General features: G+C 40.4%; 20 protein-coding genes. 5 read left to right on the top strand and 15 right to left on the bottom strand.

The features are described 5' to 3' along the window. Window positions 1-158: 158 nt before the first annotated feature. From F0342_RS10495 to F0342_RS10475, 5 genes are all read right to left on the bottom strand, one after another. Window positions 159-566, bottom strand: a complete 408-nt coding sequence (locus tag F0342_RS10495; protein ID WP_149155882.1) for a CoA-binding protein — start codon at window positions 564-566, stop codon at window positions 159-161. A gap of 191 nt (window positions 567-757) precedes the next feature. Further along, window positions 758-1,657, bottom strand: a complete 900-nt coding sequence (locus tag F0342_RS10490; protein ID WP_149155881.1) for an ABC transporter substrate-binding protein — start codon at window positions 1,655-1,657, stop codon at window positions 758-760. A gap of 23 nt (window positions 1,658-1,680) precedes the next feature. Continuing rightward, on the bottom strand, window positions 1,681-2,337 hold the full coding sequence (locus F0342_RS10485; protein WP_149155880.1) for an ABC transporter permease: 657 nt from the start codon (window positions 2,335-2,337) through the stop codon (window positions 1,681-1,683). Continuing rightward, entirely contained in the window at window positions 2,334-3,311 is a 978-nt protein-coding gene (locus F0342_RS10480; protein ID WP_149155879.1) for an ABC transporter ATP-binding protein, read from the bottom strand. Before F0342_RS10480 ends, F0342_RS10485 begins: the two co-directional genes overlap by 4 nt. Window positions 3,312-3,467: 156 nt before the next feature. Continuing rightward, window positions 3,468-4,766 (bottom strand): purine/pyrimidine permease, encoded by a 1,299-nt coding sequence (locus tag F0342_RS10475; RefSeq protein ID WP_149155878.1) that lies wholly within the window; start codon window positions 4,764-4,766, stop codon window positions 3,468-3,470. A gap of 199 nt (window positions 4,767-4,965) precedes the next feature. On the opposite strand from F0342_RS10475, the gene plsY reads away from it, so the two are divergent. After that, the gene (gene plsY, locus F0342_RS10470) at window positions 4,966-5,547 is read left to right on the top strand and encodes a glycerol-3-phosphate 1-O-acyltransferase PlsY (RefSeq protein ID WP_149155877.1); all 582 of its coding nucleotides are present in this window, start codon (window positions 4,966-4,968) and stop codon (window positions 5,545-5,547) included. A 282-nt stretch (window positions 5,548-5,829) separates the two neighbouring features. Further along, window positions 5,830-6,996 carry a CapA family protein gene (locus tag F0342_RS10465; protein ID WP_149155876.1) on the top strand — a complete coding sequence of 389 codons (1,167 nt, stop codon included), beginning with the start codon at window positions 5,830-5,832 and terminating at the stop codon, window positions 6,994-6,996. A 106-nt stretch (window positions 6,997-7,102) separates the two neighbouring features. Here the strand turns inward: F0342_RS10465 and F0342_RS10460 are convergent, their stop codons facing one another. Continuing rightward, complete coding sequence (locus tag F0342_RS10460; RefSeq protein WP_149155875.1) at window positions 7,103-7,363, bottom strand: hypothetical protein; 261 nt, start codon at window positions 7,361-7,363, stop codon at window positions 7,103-7,105. Window positions 7,364-7,491: 128 nt separating this feature from the next. Here F0342_RS10460 and F0342_RS10455 point away from each other — a divergent pair, with 128 nt between their 5' ends. After that, window positions 7,492-7,782, top strand: a complete 291-nt coding sequence (locus F0342_RS10455) for a HesB/YadR/YfhF family protein (protein WP_149155874.1) — start codon at window positions 7,492-7,494, stop codon at window positions 7,780-7,782. Between the two features lie 36 nt (window positions 7,783-7,818). Here F0342_RS10455 and F0342_RS10450 read toward each other — a convergent pair whose 3' ends face one another. From F0342_RS10450 to acnA, 7 genes are all read right to left on the bottom strand, one after another. Next, the gene (locus F0342_RS10450) at window positions 7,819-8,127 is read right to left on the bottom strand and encodes a hypothetical protein (RefSeq protein ID WP_149156085.1); all 309 of its coding nucleotides are present in this window, start codon (window positions 8,125-8,127) and stop codon (window positions 7,819-7,821) included. Window positions 8,128-8,194: 67 nt separating this feature from the next. After that, window positions 8,195-8,611: an acyl-CoA thioesterase gene (locus F0342_RS10445; protein ID WP_149155873.1), complete on the bottom strand. Its 417-nt coding sequence runs from the start codon at window positions 8,609-8,611 to the stop codon at window positions 8,195-8,197. 180 nt (window positions 8,612-8,791) lie between these two features. Then, window positions 8,792-9,016, bottom strand: a complete 225-nt coding sequence (tlp, locus tag F0342_RS10440) for a small acid-soluble spore protein Tlp (protein WP_149155872.1) — start codon at window positions 9,014-9,016, stop codon at window positions 8,792-8,794. A gap of 79 nt (window positions 9,017-9,095) precedes the next feature. Beyond that, complete coding sequence (locus tag F0342_RS10435) at window positions 9,096-9,239, bottom strand: acid-soluble spore protein N (protein WP_149155871.1); 144 nt, start codon at window positions 9,237-9,239, stop codon at window positions 9,096-9,098. A gap of 106 nt (window positions 9,240-9,345) precedes the next feature. After that, window positions 9,346-9,492, bottom strand: a complete 147-nt coding sequence (locus tag F0342_RS10430) for an FbpB family small basic protein (RefSeq protein ID WP_082892732.1) — start codon at window positions 9,490-9,492, stop codon at window positions 9,346-9,348. A 148-nt stretch (window positions 9,493-9,640) separates the two neighbouring features. Continuing rightward, the gene (locus F0342_RS10425; protein ID WP_262481696.1) at window positions 9,641-10,228 is read right to left on the bottom strand and encodes a peroxiredoxin family protein; all 588 of its coding nucleotides are present in this window, start codon (window positions 10,226-10,228) and stop codon (window positions 9,641-9,643) included. Window positions 10,229-10,371: 143 nt separating this feature from the next. Further along, window positions 10,372-13,083, bottom strand: a complete 2,712-nt coding sequence (gene acnA, locus F0342_RS10420) for an aconitate hydratase AcnA (RefSeq protein ID WP_149155870.1) — start codon at window positions 13,081-13,083, stop codon at window positions 10,372-10,374. A gap of 327 nt (window positions 13,084-13,410) precedes the next feature. On the opposite strand from acnA, the gene sspO reads away from it, so the two are divergent. Further along, window positions 13,411-13,560 carry a small acid-soluble spore protein O gene (gene sspO, locus F0342_RS10415; RefSeq protein ID WP_149155869.1) on the top strand — a complete coding sequence of 50 codons (150 nt, stop codon included), beginning with the start codon at window positions 13,411-13,413 and terminating at the stop codon, window positions 13,558-13,560. Window positions 13,561-13,727: 167 nt separating this feature from the next. Here sspO and F0342_RS10410 read toward each other — a convergent pair whose 3' ends face one another. Beyond that, window positions 13,728-13,988, bottom strand: coding sequence for a hypothetical protein (locus F0342_RS10410; protein WP_149155868.1), 261 nt, complete (start codon window positions 13,986-13,988; stop codon window positions 13,728-13,730). A gap of 117 nt (window positions 13,989-14,105) precedes the next feature. On the opposite strand from F0342_RS10410, the gene F0342_RS10405 reads away from it, so the two are divergent. Then, window positions 14,106-14,243, top strand: coding sequence for a small acid-soluble spore protein P (locus tag F0342_RS10405; protein WP_113967854.1), 138 nt, complete (start codon window positions 14,106-14,108; stop codon window positions 14,241-14,243). A 57-nt stretch (window positions 14,244-14,300) separates the two neighbouring features. On the opposite strand, the gene selA is transcribed toward F0342_RS10405, so the two are convergent. Then, complete coding sequence (gene selA / locus F0342_RS10400) at window positions 14,301-15,704, bottom strand: L-seryl-tRNA(Sec) selenium transferase (RefSeq protein ID WP_149155867.1); 1,404 nt, start codon at window positions 15,702-15,704, stop codon at window positions 14,301-14,303. Window positions 15,705-15,777 lie beyond the last annotated feature (73 nt).

Raw genomic sequence — 15,777 nt, 5'->3', positions numbered from 1 at the left:
TGTAGCGTTTTATTTGATTTTCGCAAATGTAATTTCCTAGAACACCTCTGAAATCAGACTGTTTTCATTTGTATGGACCGGAATTTTTAGTGAATAAAAGAAGAAAAGTCCACCCGAAAAAAAAACAAGCGGTAAGAGCCGCTTGTTACGAGTGAGAATTATTTGGTTAAAGCATGTTCAACCTTAATACAGCGATCCATAATGACTGTATACCCACGTTCTTTCAAAAAGCGATAAGCCTCTTCATTCATTACACCTTGTTGCGCCCAAAATACATTTGAATCGATTTCATCAAATTCTTGCGCAATCTTTGGCAAAAATTCTGAGCGGCGAAATACATTGACAATGTCAATCGGTCCTTCAATCTCCTTCAGAGAAGATACCGCTTTAACGCCCAATGCGGCGTCAATGGTTGGATTTACAGGAATAATCTCATAACCTTGATCCTGCATCGCTTTTGAGACCATATAGGATGTTCGTGCAGGATTGTCACTTAATCCGATCACCGCAATGCGATTTGATTGTTTAAGGATGTTTCCAATTTCTTGTCGGGATGGGTTTTCCATAGATGATTACAACTCCTTCATCGTTCCTTATCCATTCATTCTTTAACTGTTCCATAAGTCCTATTCTTCTTTTATACCATATTTCCCTTTAATTTTTCAAAATTTTAAAAATATATCTAAACAGAATGAAGTGTCAGATGGAAAAAGGACATGTTATTACTCCTCTATCCTTTCTGACACTTCTTAACATTTTACTCTTCGATTAATCCCTTGGATAGGAGAAATTCACGCGCTACATCTTTAGGATCTTGTTTATCCATATCCACCTTGGCATTCATCTCACTCATCTCTTTCTCAGAAATTTGCCCTGCTAATTCATTCAGGACTTCTTCTACTTCAGGATGATCTTCCAGAACGTCTTGACGGATGATAGGAGCGGCATCATATGGTGGGAAGAATCCTTTATCATCCGTAGTCGTTTTCAGATTGTAACGTTGTATTCTTCCATCGGTTGTAAAGGCGGGAATAATATCTACATCTCCTTTCTTCACTGCTTCATACATAATATTCGGGTCAAAGCTTTCTTTCGCTTTAAATTCGTAACCGTATGCTTCTGCAAATGCATCGTACCCATCACCTTCACGCTCATAGAATTGATGCGGCGCTCCAAAGCTTAAATCTTTCGATAAGGGAACAAGGTCAGAGAACGTTTTGGCATCAAAGTCCTGTTCTTGAGTATAAGCAAGGGTATACGTGTTCTCGAAACCCAGTGGCTTTAACCAAGTCACATTGAACTTTTTTTCGTAGCCTTTACGGACTTGAGATAATATTTCTTCAGCTGAAGCCCCTTCCTTCGCTTGCTCTTTTAACACCGCTTCGAGTCCGGTTCCTGTGTACTCGATATATACGTCGATGTCGCCTTTTTCAAGAGCGGGTGTCAAAATCGATACTTCTCCCAGTCCTTCTTCCACTTTAACATCCAGGTCGGTTTTCTCTTTGAGAAGTTCAGCCATCATTTGCGTTAAAATAAACTGCTCAGTCCACATCTTACCTGAAACCGTGATGGTGTCTTTACCCCCTCCATTTCCGCAACCTGCGATCATGAAGGATAGTGCTATTAATAAAATAAATGGTTTTATTTTCTTTTTCATTCTTACTCTCCTTTGATTGTGGTTTATTTCCGTGCTTTTAATCCTTTAGGTGTTGTCATTCTTTCTAGAAGCTTTAATAAAAAATCGAAAGAAAGTGCAAGTAATGCAGCAGGAATGGCCCCTACAAGAACTAAAGAATTATTCCAGGTGGATAGTCCCCGGTAAATGAGGTCACCAAGTCCACCCGCGCCTACAAAGGTTGCAAGCGTCGCAACTCCCACCGTTAATACAGTTGCAGTTCTGATACCCGCCATAATGAACGGCAGGGCGAGAGGAAGCTCTACTTTAAACAGAAGCTGTGAGTTTGTCATCCCCATCCCTCTGCCCGCTTCTATGACTCCCTCATCAACTCCGATGATCCCCGTGTAGGTGTTCCTGAGAATCGGTAAGAGTGCATACACGGTCAGGGCAATAATCGCTGTGATACTACCTGTACCTAATAGGGGAATGAGAAAACCAAATAGTGCTAAGCTGGGTATGGTTTGGAAAATGGCTGTAATCCCGATGTAAAATTCAGCTGTTTGCTTTTTTCGTGATATGTATATACCAAGCGGCAAAGAGATGGCAATCGCTATGGAAATGGATACGAATGATAAGTACAGATGCTCAAATAACCCGTTTAAGATGGCGTCCGAGCGATTTGAAATGGTTTTGATAAACAATAGTGTAAATGTATTCATACCGAACGTGCCTCCTTTTTCCCTTCTGAGGCTACTGTACGAAGAATCCCGCTGGACGTGACGGTTCCAATCTTTTTGCCGTCTTTAGTCACCATGAGATAGGGTTTTCCGCTCTCAAGTAGTACTCTTGCCGCTTCGTGGACCGTTGCGTCATATGGTATTAAGGTATATTCCGATTCTTCATAGAGCACGTAATTTGTGTTGTCTTCCATTATGTCAATTACTTGCATCTGAGTTTGTCGATCGTTCAGGCGTTCCTCACCGATAAATGCCCGAACGAATTCATTTGCAGGTTGGGACAAAAGCTCTGATGGTGTAGCGATCTGTTCAATTTCTCCATCCCGCATCACCGCGATCTCATCAGCGATCTTTAACGCTTCGTCAATATCATGTGTGACGAACACAATCGTTTTATGTATCGTATTTTGTATGCTTTTCAATTCATCCTGAAGTTGCTCCCGGCTGATCGGATCCAGGGCACTGAAGGGTTCATCCATCAGAATGATAGGCGGTTCAGCTGCCAGGGCACGAATGACACCCACCCGTTGTTGTTGTCCGCCGCTTAGCTCAAGCGGGTATCGTTTACGATACACTTTAGGATCAAGTCCGACAAGGTTTAAAAGCTCATCTACACGGCCTTCATATTGTTCCTTCTTCCACCCTTTTAAGCGTGGAATCAGGCTGATGTTCTCTTCAATTGTCATGTGTGGAAGCAATCCTATACGCTGTATGACATAGCCGATATTACGCCTGAGCTCCACTTCATCGGTTTTTGAAGTATCTTTACCATTAATCATAATCGTTCCACTGGAAGGTGCAATTAACTTATTGACCATTTTCATCGTGGTCGTTTTCCCACATCCGCTAGGACCGATCAAGGCAACAAGCTTTCCTTTTGGAATCGTCAGGTTGATACCCTTTATGGCTTCTGTACCATCTTCGTAGACTTTCGTGACATTCTTAAATTCAATCATTTTTCCACCTGCTTTATGAACTGAGAAATTTTTCTAAACATAGAAGGGATACCCTCATTATACAAAAGGTAAACATGTTGTCCAAGAAATTGCCTTTATGGCCATAGTTTATGAATAATGTGGATTCCTCATACAAGATAAGAAAAAGCCAGCAAACTATTGTTTACTGGCTTCATGGCTTTGTTTGTTCTTTAACAGAATATATTGTTCTACAATGATTCCTGTGATGGTTCCGAGTATCAATCCATTGTTCAATATGGAGGCAACCACTACAGGCATGTCTTTAAATGCGGAAGGGGGCACAAACATGGCTCCTACCCCTACAATGAGAGAGATGCCGGCGACAAAATGGATTCTTTCGACGTTCTCTTCTTTTCTGTACTCTCCGAGAGCAAGTCCGACCATTTTGATGAAGATGACCGTTGTAACGGCATAGCCAACCGGAGCTGGAAGACTTGCGAATAGATTCATCACTTTTGGGATCAGACTGATGATCATAATAATCGCACTTCCAAGGATAAAGGGAATAATCGAGTACATCGCTGTAGCGGTAACAAACCCGGCAGATCCGGAAATGGGTACTGATCCAATAGCAGAGAATACTCCACCGAATAGCTGATTTAATCCCGAAGCAAAGCCGCTCTTTGTATACCTTTCATATGTGGGTTGTCCCTTTGACTTCATAACCTCTTCCATCACTCGAATGGAAGCAATCATATTGGTCGTTAACAAGAATGTAATGAAAATGGATGTCACTATGACACCCGTATCGAATACAGGTGCTCCAAAGACTAACATATCCGGTAATGAAAACCAGCTGTCAGAAACAGTCACGTTTTCACCCAGTCCCATGAGAATGAAGACTAGCCAGCCCGAGAGTAGGGCAAGAATAATGGAGTATTGTTGAATCCACTTTCGTTTATGACCTGAAAAGTATAATGCCAAAAGGATGGTTATGATACTTCCTAATAAGACAAACGGCTGAAGAGATTGTCCTTCATGCTGTATCCCGAACATCCCTTTGATAAAAGATCCGCTTAATTGGAGAATCAATAGCATTAAGTAAATAAATGTAATCGCTGGTGTAAATAAAGTTGATAACTTCTTTAATAGTCCTGTTGAAGACAGAATAAAGAAAATCACACCACTAACAATCATCCCCCCCTGTAAAACGGTCAACACTTCTTTGTGACTGCTGTACAGGGTTCCTGAAAAACCTGCATAGATGGCGAAAACCCCCCACCACAGTCCGGCGGGTCCTTCATTAATGGGGAGCTTATGACCAACCAATGCTTGGATAAGACTGGCTACTCCTAACACAAAGATGGTCCTCTGAATGAACCCTGCCGTATCTGCTGGAGACAACTGAAAAAGGTCAGCTATGGCAATAGGAGCGGCGATTGAGCCTGCGACCATAAAGGCCACCCATTGAAACGCCGATAAAAATAATTGCATATGTGTACACCTTCATTTCAACTATGTAAAGTGTGTCTATTTTAACATACTTCCTTCCTTGTGATTCAGATTTATGAGGAATAAAAGATATTATCTACTTTTATGAACAGGTACTAATTTTTTCGCTTATTTTCTCCCCATCCTATGGGAAACATGTTAAAATAAGAACGGATTAGTAATTTTAAAAGGAGCAGTGATGATGATTTTTGCCCTTATACTTGTATTAGCTTATTTATTAGGCTCTATCCCTTCAGGATTACTGATTGGGAAGACGTTCTACGGAAAAGACATCCGTGAGCATGGAAGTGGAAACCTTGGCGGAACCAATACGTTCAGAACCTTGGGTGTGAAGGCCGGGATGATTGTTACAATCATGGATATTTTAAAAGGAACGGTAGCAACTCTCTTACCATTGGTATTTGAAAGTGATGTACATATGTTATTGGCTGGGGTATTTGCTGTGATTGGTCATATGTATCCCGTGTTTGCAAAATTTAGAGGAGGAAAAGCGGTAGCAACCTCTGCGGGTGTTCTTCTAGGTTATAATTACATCTTATTTTTAATTTTACTGGCAGTCTTTTTTATTTGCTTGTATGCTACCAAGTATGTATCACTCTCTTCTATGATAGCAGCAGTGCTCGCCTTTACGTACTCGATCTTCACGGGAGATATTCCACTCATTATTGTCGTAGGCATCCTGACCATATTCGTTGTTTACAGACATCGTGCGAATATTGTCCGAATCAAAAATAAAACTGAACCTAAAATCAAGTGGCTGTAGTTAAAAAAGCGACCTAAGCGACAGGCTCTCCCTTATTCTATTGGAGAGTTTCTGGCTGTAGAGGTGGCTTTTTTTATGGTTTTAAATAAATCAAATAGGTATACCCTTCCATTGGTTTGAGAAAGATGATGGATATAAAATGGAAAATAGGATCATGATTAAACGAAATAGTACAATTTTCACCAAAATACGAGATTATACCTCAATATTTTCATAAATATATCCCGCTTTCCCCTATTTTTTTGTAAAATAGAGATAGTGTATATATAAAGGATGATGAATATGAATAAAAAGCGAATAATGACAGGAGTATTCCTTTGTGTTCCTTTACTCTTAGTGATCGGGTTTCTTGTAAATAAGCAATACGCAGACTGGAACACCTCTGCTGAAGGAGAACCGAGTGAGACCCTCTCCTCTTTGCTCCATACGACGAAAGAAGTTCAAGCTTCAGGGAAATCGATAAAGTCAAATGCAACTCTTGCAGCCATTGGAGATATTCTTCTCCATGATACAGTATATAATGATGCAAAAGATGAAAATGGGTATAACTTCGCTCCAATGTTTTCTCCGATCAAGGACATGCTGGCATCCCCTGATTTTCTGATTGCCAATCAGGAATCAACCCCGGCTGGTGTGGAACTGGGGGTTTCCAGTTACCCGCTCTTCAATAGTCCGAAAGAAATTGTGAAATCCTTAAAGGACGTGGGGGTGGATGCTGTCACGACTGCCAATAATCATTCATTGGATCAAGGTGAAAAAGGTCTTCTGAGTGCAATCGACTATTATGAGAAGATATCCATGCCATATGTGGGTGCATTTAAAAGTCAGGAAGACAAGGAGCGAATTCGAACCTTCAATGTAAATGGTATCAAGTTTGCCCTGCTTTCATACACATATGGTACAAATGGAATCCCAGTGCCAAAGGGAAAAGACTACTTAGTCAATCTGATCGATGAGCAAAATATGATACAAGAAGTCAAGAAAGCTAAAAGTATGAATATTGATTTAGTCGTATTGAGTTTGCATTGGGGAAATGAGTACCAACGCTTCCCTACTGAGGAACAGGAAAGACTGGCAAATGTGTTAACGGAAAATGGTGTTGATATCATTTTTGGCCATCATCCACACGTTCTGCAGCCAATTCAAACATACAAAACGAGCGATGGCCGGGATGCAGTAGTAATCTATTCATTAGGGAATTTTCTTTCAGGACAGAAAGATGATTTCAAAGATATTGGAGGAATGGTTACGGTTCAAGTAGAAAAAACGATGAAACCGGGGAGCTCCAAGATTACGTACCCTTCCATTGAATTTCAGCCAACTTTTGTTTCAGAAAATCATTACAATAACTACCGAATCTACCCTCTTGAGTTTGCTAAGAAGAATGGGTTGATTGGTTATTCAGAAGAAGAAATGGTTTCACATATGGTGAATGGTCTGCCTGAATAATAATAGGCCAGCTGAAGGTGACATTTCTAAAGCCATCTGCCCATGTGTCATCCTGAATTTTCTAAGGTGTAAAAAAACGAGCCTCCACTACGGGAAGCTCGTTTTTTTAATGTCCACCGAATAGCAATGAATTAAAGAATATGCCTCCAAGGGCTAATACAGCCAATAAGGCATTTGCCATCAAGAAAGCTTTGCGGCTGCCCTTAAAGAATAGAGTGACCATCCCATAATAAATGAGGGCAGCAATGATAATAAAGGTGCCGGCTTCTATCTGATATTTCGCATCGTGTAATTGCAGGAACGTCAATACACTTAATCCGCCAAATATAAATGCACCTATGTAGTATAATAATGCTTGTGTATTCATCCATCTCATCCTTTATGCGTATTAGTAGATGTTCCTTCTTATCTATGTATATAATATGAAATGAAACCTTCTTTGTAAAGAATCATGAAACACTCTGGAGGAATACCTGTAAGAAAGGAGTCTCATCAATGAAGATACATATTTCAAAAGAAGCTCTGGCGTGGTTTAAGAACGAAATGCTTGTAGAGGAAGGCGATCAAGTTCGTTTTTATGTACGATATGGAGGTTCCAGTCCTCTGCATGATAGTTTTTCATTAGGAGTGAACAAAGACGAACCGGTTGATCTCGGCGAACGAATTGAAATCGAGAACAGGGAATTTTTTATTGAAGAGAGAGATTTATGGTTTTTTGATGGTCATGATTTATTCGTCGAGTATGACGATAAGCTTCAAGAACCTTTATATGAGTACAAAAAGTAAGGTAGCATGGGAAGAGGCTGGCATTCGCCAGCCTTTTTATTTTCGGTTTATAAAGCGTGAGATATGGTCGTGGAGACCCTCTTTAAGTAAAATGTCATATTGAATATCTCCCAGTAGATCGAAATGGGGAAATCCGTCTTCCCTCTCATGAATCCATTCTTTTTTCAACCCGTACTTATCTCCCCACTTTGATAATGTATTTAGATCACAACAACCCACTTTCGTGACAGATCGTGCATGGGGGAATCGGTCATCAAGCCAATAATGAGTGAGAAATGCAATCTCACCCCGTTTTACACACTGCTTCCATGCATGTAATTCATGTTTGGTTAAGCCGAATGCCATGGAGATTTTCCTTTCTATCATGCTTCTGTAAAGTAGTTTTCAAGAGGATATTTCAATTATGTAGAAATTACTTCTTGACCTTCTCGTATGCTTCATGCCAATGAGGAAACATTTTACGTATAGAAATTGGACGGAAGTTTTCTTGCTTAACGCAAACATGTTTCGACTGTCCCGTGATGGCCAGCTGGTTTTGACCATTATAGATTTCGTAAGCATATGTAATGCGGAGTCCATCATATTCTTCCACCCACGTTTTTATAAACGCTTTTTCACCGTAACGAACCGGTGTTTTATAGCTGACATTAAGATCAATAACTGGAGAAAGAATCCCGTCTTTTTCAATATCAGCGTACTTAAAGCCGAGATCTTCTATAAGCTGCGTTCTTCCTAATTCCATCCATACAAGATAATTCGCATGATACACAACTCCCATTTGATCGGTTTCTGCGTATCGTACCTCTATGGTTTTTTCAGCAATATGCATCCTCTACACCCTCTTCATCTAATCAGTATCCTTATTTATTTTAACATAGATTGGAGAAGGCATTGAACAAATAGGCTTAGGAGTGAGTGGGACCTGATGACTGTTTGATTGATGAAAGAACCCGAACAGCAAGGTTCTCTTAAGAGCCTTCTCCGTTCGGGTTGCAGATGATCCCGTTTATTATTCTGTTTGATTAGCTTCGTCTTTAATTTCATTACGGAAAGCTTCCAGGCTTTCTCTGCGACGCTCATTCTTCGCTTTAATAGACTGAAGCTGCTCTTCACTGTCTGTAAAAGCCATCGACTCCTCAGCCTTCTCCATATTCTCAATCGTGTGCTGAACCATGCCTTGAAGCTTCTCTACATTATCACTACGATCATCCGGATTCGGTTTATCCCATGCCATCCTGCATTCCTCCTGCTATTTGTATTGAGGGACGGACCTTAAGGCCGGTCCCTTTTCATTTTTGATTTAAAGGTAAGCGTTATTCACCCTTTGTTTGGATGACTTGTGCATGCTTACCTGATTTATCTTGCATTTGTTTTCCGTTGTTTCCGCCTGCTGCTCTTGGTTGTGTTCCAAGATGATTAGGTACAAAGTGCTTTCTACTTCCTTTAGGATTACTCATAAACTTCCCCTCCTTACTAATATGATTACCAAAGAGGGAAGTAAAAAAAGGCGTAATAATTGGCAGTATGAATATTTAAAACCAAAAAAATAAGCCTCGTAATTTCTTACTCGGCTTTTCCCATTGGGCGTTTTATTTCGAGTCTTGCATCAATTCGCTCTTCAATGGCATCAATGGCATCTTGATCCAACAAGAGCTGTTTCTTATTTTCTTTCACAAGATCTGCAAAAGATTTTTTTCTTGGTCTGCGCACGTACAATCGCCTCACTCTCAATTGTGGTTTGTTATAAGTAGTATATCCAAATGTCAGATATTTTAAACAAAGGTCACAATCGATAAGCTGGTTCTGTAAGAGCTTTGATTTGATGTCAAAATTTCCAGGATGTGTAGAGGTCCGTCCCTCACTTGATTAACGCGGTGAAGGATTCGAGGCTGGTGATGGCGCCGATTTGTTTGTGGGTGATGATTCCTTGTTCGTTGATGATATAGGTGGTTGGGACTGTTAGGATGTCGTAGGCGGTGTTGATTTTGTCGTCTTTGTCTAATAGGATCGGGAATGTGAGTCCTATTGCTTTTTGGTATTCTTTTACGTTGTATTGGGGGTCGATATTGATTGCCAGGATTTCAACGTCTTTTCCGTTTTTGGTGTAGAACTCCTGCATGATCGGCATTTCTTCTTTACACGGTGGACACCAAGTAGCCCAGAAATTGAGAACCACTTTCTTTCCTTTCAATTCAGATAAAGTGACGGATCCCCCGGTTAAAGTATCCAATTTAAAGTCGATGGCCTTGTCCCCGACATTCGGTCCAGGATAGTTCTCTACAGGAGTAGTTTCCGACACCTCTCCTTCTTCTATATCAATTAATTGATCATACTCAGCAGCTTGCCCGAGCGTGCTTTCAGAAAAGGTAGTGGGCTCTGACTTATTTTCCATATAGAACGTGAAGACTAATAAAGCTACAAGCAACATGCCAAAGATAGATTTCAAAGGAGTGCTCCTCTCATAGGTATGGTATTACTATCATCTTATGATAGCTTGTCTCTATTTAGTCATGGAATTTCAAGTGACCTTTCGCCATAATTGTTGAAGCAAAAAAAAGCCCCGGGAAGACCCGGGGCTTACAGCATGCATTATGCCTGTAATTTATTACGTAGAACCATTTGTAGAATTCCACCATGGCGGTAGTAGTCTACTTCTACATCAGAATCAAAGCGAGCCAGCACTTCAAATTCTGTTGTTGTACCATCTTCTGCAACAGCTGTTACAGTTAAGATGTCACGAGGTTTCACATCGTTTGTTACGTTTACGGAAATCGTTTCTTTACCAGTTAAGCCAAGAGATTCAGCACTATCACCCTTTTTGAATTGAAGTGGAAGTACACCCATCATTACAAGGTTTGAACGGTGAATACGCTCATAGCTTTCTGCAATAACCGTTTTAATTCCAAGAAGGTTTGTCCCTTTAGCCGCCCAGTCACGAGAAGATCCCATACCGTAATCTTTTCCTGCCAGTACAACTAATCCAGTACCATTTTCTTGATATTTCATACAAGCATCGTACATTGGCATTACTTTGTTTTCAGGCCAGTAAGTTGTGAATCCACCTTCTGTACCTGGAGCGATTTGGTTACGAATACGAATATTCGCAAATGTACCACGCATCATCACTTCATGGTTACCACGACGAGAACCGTATGAATTGAAATCACGAGGTTCAACATTGTTAGCACGCAGATATTTACCAGCTGGTGTATCCTTGCCGATAGCGCCTGCAGGAGAAATGTGGTCAGTTGTTACTGAGTCACCAAATTTACCAACAACACGTAGTCCATTTAATCCTTGGATATCTTCTGGAGTCGTTGCTAATCCAGTGAAGAAAGATGGATTTTGGATATATGTCGATTTGTCATCAAAGCTATAAAGTGGCTCATTACTTGTTTTGATTTGGTTCCAACGCTCGTTTTCAGAGAAAACATGCTCATATTCTCTACGGAATAACTCTGGAGTAACAGTAGATTTCACAGCATCTTTGACTTCATCTTGAGAAGGCCAGATGTCTCTGAAGAATACATCATTTCCGTCTTTATCTTTACCTAGAGAATCTTTTTGAAGATCAATGTCTACTGTACCTGCTAATGCATAAGCAACAACAAGTGGTGGTGAAGCAAGATAGTTTGCTTTCACTAATGGATGAATACGACCTTCGAAATTACGATTTCCTGAAAGCACAGATGTTAAGAGTAAGTCAGCATCTGATACAGCCTTCTCAATCTCCGGACGTAATGGACCAGAGTTACCGATACAAGTCGTACAACCATACCCTACAAGGTTAAAGCCGATATCTTCAAGGTAAGATAGTAAACCTGAATCTCTAAGGTAACCAGTTACAACTTTTGATCCTGGAGCCAGAGAAGTTTTTACGTAATCAGGAACGTTCATGCCGAGCTCCACTGCTTTTTTCGCTACTAATCCAGCACCTAGCATAACATATGGGTTAGATGTATTTGTACAAGATGTAATGGCAGCGATACCAATCGCTCCAGTAGGCATAACAACATCTTTACCATCTTCCGTTGTGTACTTTGCCGTTTTATTAATTTCAGACGCATCTAAGCCGAAGCCTTGGACGCCTTCTTTAGCTGTAATTGACTTATTGAAAGATTCTTTCATATCAGTTAGCGGAATTAAATCCTGTGGACGTTTAGGTCCGGAAAGGTTAGGTTCCACTGCAGAAAGGTCAATCTCTACTACATCTGTATATGTTGGTTCTTCCTTTTCAGGTGTGAAGAACATATCATTTTTCTTTAAATATTCCTCAACCATTTTGATATGATCTTCGTCACGACCAGTTAAACGAAGGTAATCTAATGACTCAGAATCGACTGGGAAGAAACCACATGTAGCACCATATTCAGGAGCCATATTGGCAATTGTTGCACGGTCGGCAAGTGGCAGCGTTGCAACTCCTGTTCCAAAGTACTCAACAAATTTTCCTACTACACCCTTCTGACGCAATACTTGTGTAACTTTAAGAGCTAAGTCAGTAGCTGTTGCTCCATTAGGAAGTTCACCTGTCAGTTTTACCCCGATAACTTCCGGGATTGGGAAGTATGAAGGTTGACCAAGCATTCCTGCTTCTGCTTCGATTCCACCTACACCCCAACCTAACACGCCGATACCGTTGATCATAGTGGTATGAGAGTCAGTACCGACCAGTGTATCTGGATATGTTTCAAAATCGCCATCTGTTGTTTCAACAGCGTGAACGACATTCGCTAAATACTCTAAGTTAACTTGGTGTACGATCCCTGTTGCTGGTGGTACAGCACGATAGTTTTCAAATGCTTTTTGTGCCCAGCTAAGGAACTGATAACGTTCAGCGTTTCGTTCGAACTCAAGATCCATATTCGCTTTTAAAGCACCTACTGTACCATATTTATCTACTTGTACGGAGTGATCAATAACAAGATCAACTGGAATTTCAGGATTGATCTTTTGTGGATCTCCACCAATATCAGCCATTGCTTTACGTAAAGACGCCAAGTCAACTACTGCCGGTACACCAGTGAAATCTTGAAGGATGACACGGGAAGGTTTGAAAGGTACTTCCGCATCTTTCACTTCAGTTGATCCCCAGTTTGCTAAATTTTCAACGTGGTCTTTGTTAATCACTCGTCCGTCAAACTGACGAAGTACTGACTCAAGCAATACCTTTACACTGTAAGGTAAGCGATTAATCTTTGTTACTCCTGCTTCTTCAAGTGCTTTTAAACGATAGTAATGATAACGTTTTCCTTCTAGTTCGAAAGAAGATCGTGCATTAAATACATCGTTCTTTGCCATTTCGAATTCCCCCTCTAAACTACATCAAACAATAAGTCGAAAAGTTTTCGTTAAAAAAACTAACGAACTTTTCTCACATTTACATCTTAATACAAGCGATTACATAAGTAAATAACAATAAAGTTATTGTTTTTGATAAGTTTTTCTTATCTAAAATAATAAACTCCTTTAGGTTTTTAGAAAAATATTGGTAAATCAACATTTTTCCCCATGTCAAAACGTGTCAGTTGCACGAAATTATTATCGTGAAAAAATAAATCTGCTAGCCTTTCCCTCTTATAAACGATTGATGATGGTGGCATTCTATCCTTATGGAGGTGTCCAATAATGGATAAACGTAAAGCAAACCATGTAATTAACGGGATGAATGCAGCGAAGGCACAAGGAAAAGGTGCCGGATACAATGAAGAATATTCAAATGAACCATTAACTGAAGCTCAACGTCAGTTTAATAAAAAACGCAAAACCAATCAGTAATTCAATTGATCGGTGATTGAACAAACGAGGCTTTGAACATACTAAGTTTGGTTTAATCACCTTCATTTATGTAAGTATCTTCATCTCTTTTCCCCTACCCTGTTTGTTTAAATATTAAACCCGCTCTGCGAATGTTTAGCAGAGCGGGTTTTGTTCCTTCTTATTTCTTACGATTGCCCATTTACTTCACTGACGATCGAAGAAAGGTCTGATTTGAATTGTTGGAGCTGTGCTCTTTGTGTGTCAGATGCCACTTCAAGTGCATTTTCAATTTGTTGATACGCTTCGTTCACTTCATTCTTCAAGTGAGCCAGTTGTGAGCCGTAACTAGCTCCATCTAAAACAAGCTCATTGATTGTATTCTGTATTTCAGTAACACTTTGCTCAGCAGCTTGGTACGCTTGTTGTTTGTTTTTGTGGTAAGGCATGGATGATCTCTCCTTTTTGTGAAATTAGCTTTTTTAGTATGGTCAGATCAGCTGAAAATTATACCCATGAATAAACTGTTTCAGAGCAAAGCATTCTAAGAACAGGAGGGATGCTTTATGAACAAAAATGATAGCAAAGATATGCGTAAAAATGCTCCGAAGCAGTCTGGGCAACCTGAGCCTTTAAGTGGATCACATAAAGTGAAGAATCGTAATCACACTCGACAAAAACAACATAGCCATCACGATATGTAAGCAATAAATAAGGGAGAGTGGAGTTGTGATAACACAATCCACTCTCCCTTTTGCCGTCTAATGCAGATTCTTTAAGGCATGGATAATGTCCATTTGTTCAAGGGAGGTGACAGTCCGCAGATCAAAGAGAACGGTCCCTTCTTGAATTCTTGTTATGATGGAAGGGTTCCCCTTTCTGAGGTGATCATGAAGTTCCTGGGCAGACAGTATGTCATGAGTAACTGAAACGAGATAAGTATCTAATTCAACTTCCGGCATAGTTCCCCCACCAATCTGACTTTTCCCTTCAATTATTTCAAATCTGAAATCCGGTTTCAGGGAATTTCCCTCTTCTACTAAATGTGTACTTTGCTGAAAAATCTCTTCTTTTTTTCGGGTAATGGATGCAATGGTCGGATTTTTATCCTGCTCCTCCCCTTTTATGTAATGCCTAAGTGTCATCTCTAAAGCAGCCAACGTCATCTTGTCTACGCGCAGTACCCGGGCCAGCTGATGCCTTTTAAGCTGATCAATCCATTGTTTTTTTCCTGCAATGATACCGGCCTGGGGACCGCCTAATAATTTATCTCCACTAAAAGAAACGAGGTCGCTCCCTTTTTCAATGACAGTCTTTACTAAAGGTTCATTTCCGATACCTAGTTGTGCGAAGTCGTAAAGAGCCCCACTCCCTAAATCTTCATAATATAGGATTTGATGATTTCGGAGGGATAACTGAACAAGTTCATCAGTGGAGACGGATGATGTAAATCCTTTTATCACAAAATTACTTTGATGGACCTTCATAATCATGGCTGTTTCTTCACATAGTGCTTCTTCATAATCCTTTAAGTGTGTTTTGTTTGTCGTTCCAACTTCAGAGAGCAGAGCCCCACTTTCTTCCATGATGGAAGAAATTCGAAATGATCCTCCGATTTCCACGAGCTCCCCTCTGGAGACAATCACCTTTTTATGTTTTGTAAGCGCCGTGAGAATAAGGTAAACAGCCGCTGCATTATTGTTCACAACCATGGCTGCTTCCGCTCCAGTTAACTCACAGATGAACTTTTCAGCATGGGTATGCCTCGAACCTCTGTTTCCCCCTTCAATATCGTATTCTAAATTACTGTAGTGACCTGCAGTCTTCTTGACATGTTCAATGGCATCTTGTCCCAATCGGGCTCGTCCCAAATTCGTATGCAGGATGGTTCCTGTTGCATTAATGACCTTGCGAAGAGAAAGGGAATACGATTCTTTCATCAAGGTATCTGCTTGTGCGAACACTTCTTTAACAAAGTCGGCTGATAAAGGATGAGGCCCTTGCCATTGTTCATTAAGCAGGGAACTCCGACTGCGTGTAATCACCTTTTTTAATAGGTCCGTCCCTCTTTCTTTTGTGAGGTGATGCTTGTTGAGGAGAGCATGGAATTCATCGGCTTGTTGTAGTTCGTGGATGGGTGGGATATGTCTGACGAGTTGTTTCATTTTGAACCCTCCTTTATTCTTAATACTGATTATAACACCCTCACCAATTAAATTAGAAAGAATACAATGTGTA

The organism is Bacillus sp. CH30_1T, assembly GCF_008364765.1.
GTDB lineage: Bacteria > Bacillota > Bacilli > Bacillales > Bacillaceae_B > Rossellomorea.
This window is presented reverse-complemented; position numbering and strand designations above follow the sequence as displayed.

Coding starts and splice junctions, on each gene's coding strand:
- F0342_RS10495 (WP_149155882.1), bottom strand. CDS start 566: ATGGAAAACCCATCCCGACAAGAAATTGGAAACATCCTTAAACAATCA.
- F0342_RS10490 (WP_149155881.1), bottom strand. CDS start 1,657: ATGAAAAAGAAAATAAAACCATTTATTTTATTAATAGCACTATCCTTC.
- F0342_RS10485 (WP_149155880.1), bottom strand. CDS start 2,337: ATGAATACATTTACACTATTGTTTATCAAAACCATTTCAAATCGCTCG.
- F0342_RS10480 (WP_149155879.1), bottom strand. CDS start 3,311: ATGATTGAATTTAAGAATGTCACGAAAGTCTACGAAGATGGTACAGAA.
- F0342_RS10475 (WP_149155878.1), bottom strand. CDS start 4,766: ATGCAATTATTTTTATCGGCGTTTCAATGGGTGGCCTTTATGGTCGCA.
- plsY (WP_149155877.1), top strand. CDS start 4,966: ATGATTTTTGCCCTTATACTTGTATTAGCTTATTTATTAGGCTCTATC.
- F0342_RS10465 (WP_149155876.1), top strand. CDS start 5,830: ATGAATAAAAAGCGAATAATGACAGGAGTATTCCTTTGTGTTCCTTTA.
- F0342_RS10460 (WP_149155875.1), bottom strand. CDS start 7,363: ATGAATACACAAGCATTATTATACTACATAGGTGCATTTATATTTGGC.
- F0342_RS10455 (WP_149155874.1), top strand. CDS start 7,492: ATGAAGATACATATTTCAAAAGAAGCTCTGGCGTGGTTTAAGAACGAA.
- F0342_RS10450 (WP_149156085.1), bottom strand. CDS start 8,127: ATGGCATTCGGCTTAACCAAACATGAATTACATGCATGGAAGCAGTGT.
- F0342_RS10445 (WP_149155873.1), bottom strand. CDS start 8,611: ATGCATATTGCTGAAAAAACCATAGAGGTACGATACGCAGAAACCGAT.
- tlp (WP_149155872.1), bottom strand. CDS start 9,016: ATGGCATGGGATAAACCGAATCCGGATGATCGTAGTGATAATGTAGAG.
- F0342_RS10435 (WP_149155871.1), bottom strand. CDS start 9,239: ATGAGTAATCCTAAAGGAAGTAGAAAGCACTTTGTACCTAATCATCTT.
- acnA (WP_149155870.1), bottom strand. CDS start 13,083: ATGGCAAAGAACGATGTATTTAATGCACGATCTTCTTTCGAACTAGAA.
- sspO (WP_149155869.1), top strand. CDS start 13,411: ATGGATAAACGTAAAGCAAACCATGTAATTAACGGGATGAATGCAGCG.
- F0342_RS10410 (WP_149155868.1), bottom strand. CDS start 13,988: ATGCCTTACCACAAAAACAAACAACAAGCGTACCAAGCTGCTGAGCAA.
- F0342_RS10405 (WP_113967854.1), top strand. CDS start 14,106: ATGAACAAAAATGATAGCAAAGATATGCGTAAAAATGCTCCGAAGCAG.
- selA (WP_149155867.1), bottom strand. CDS start 15,704: ATGAAACAACTCGTCAGACATATCCCACCCATCCACGAACTACAACAA.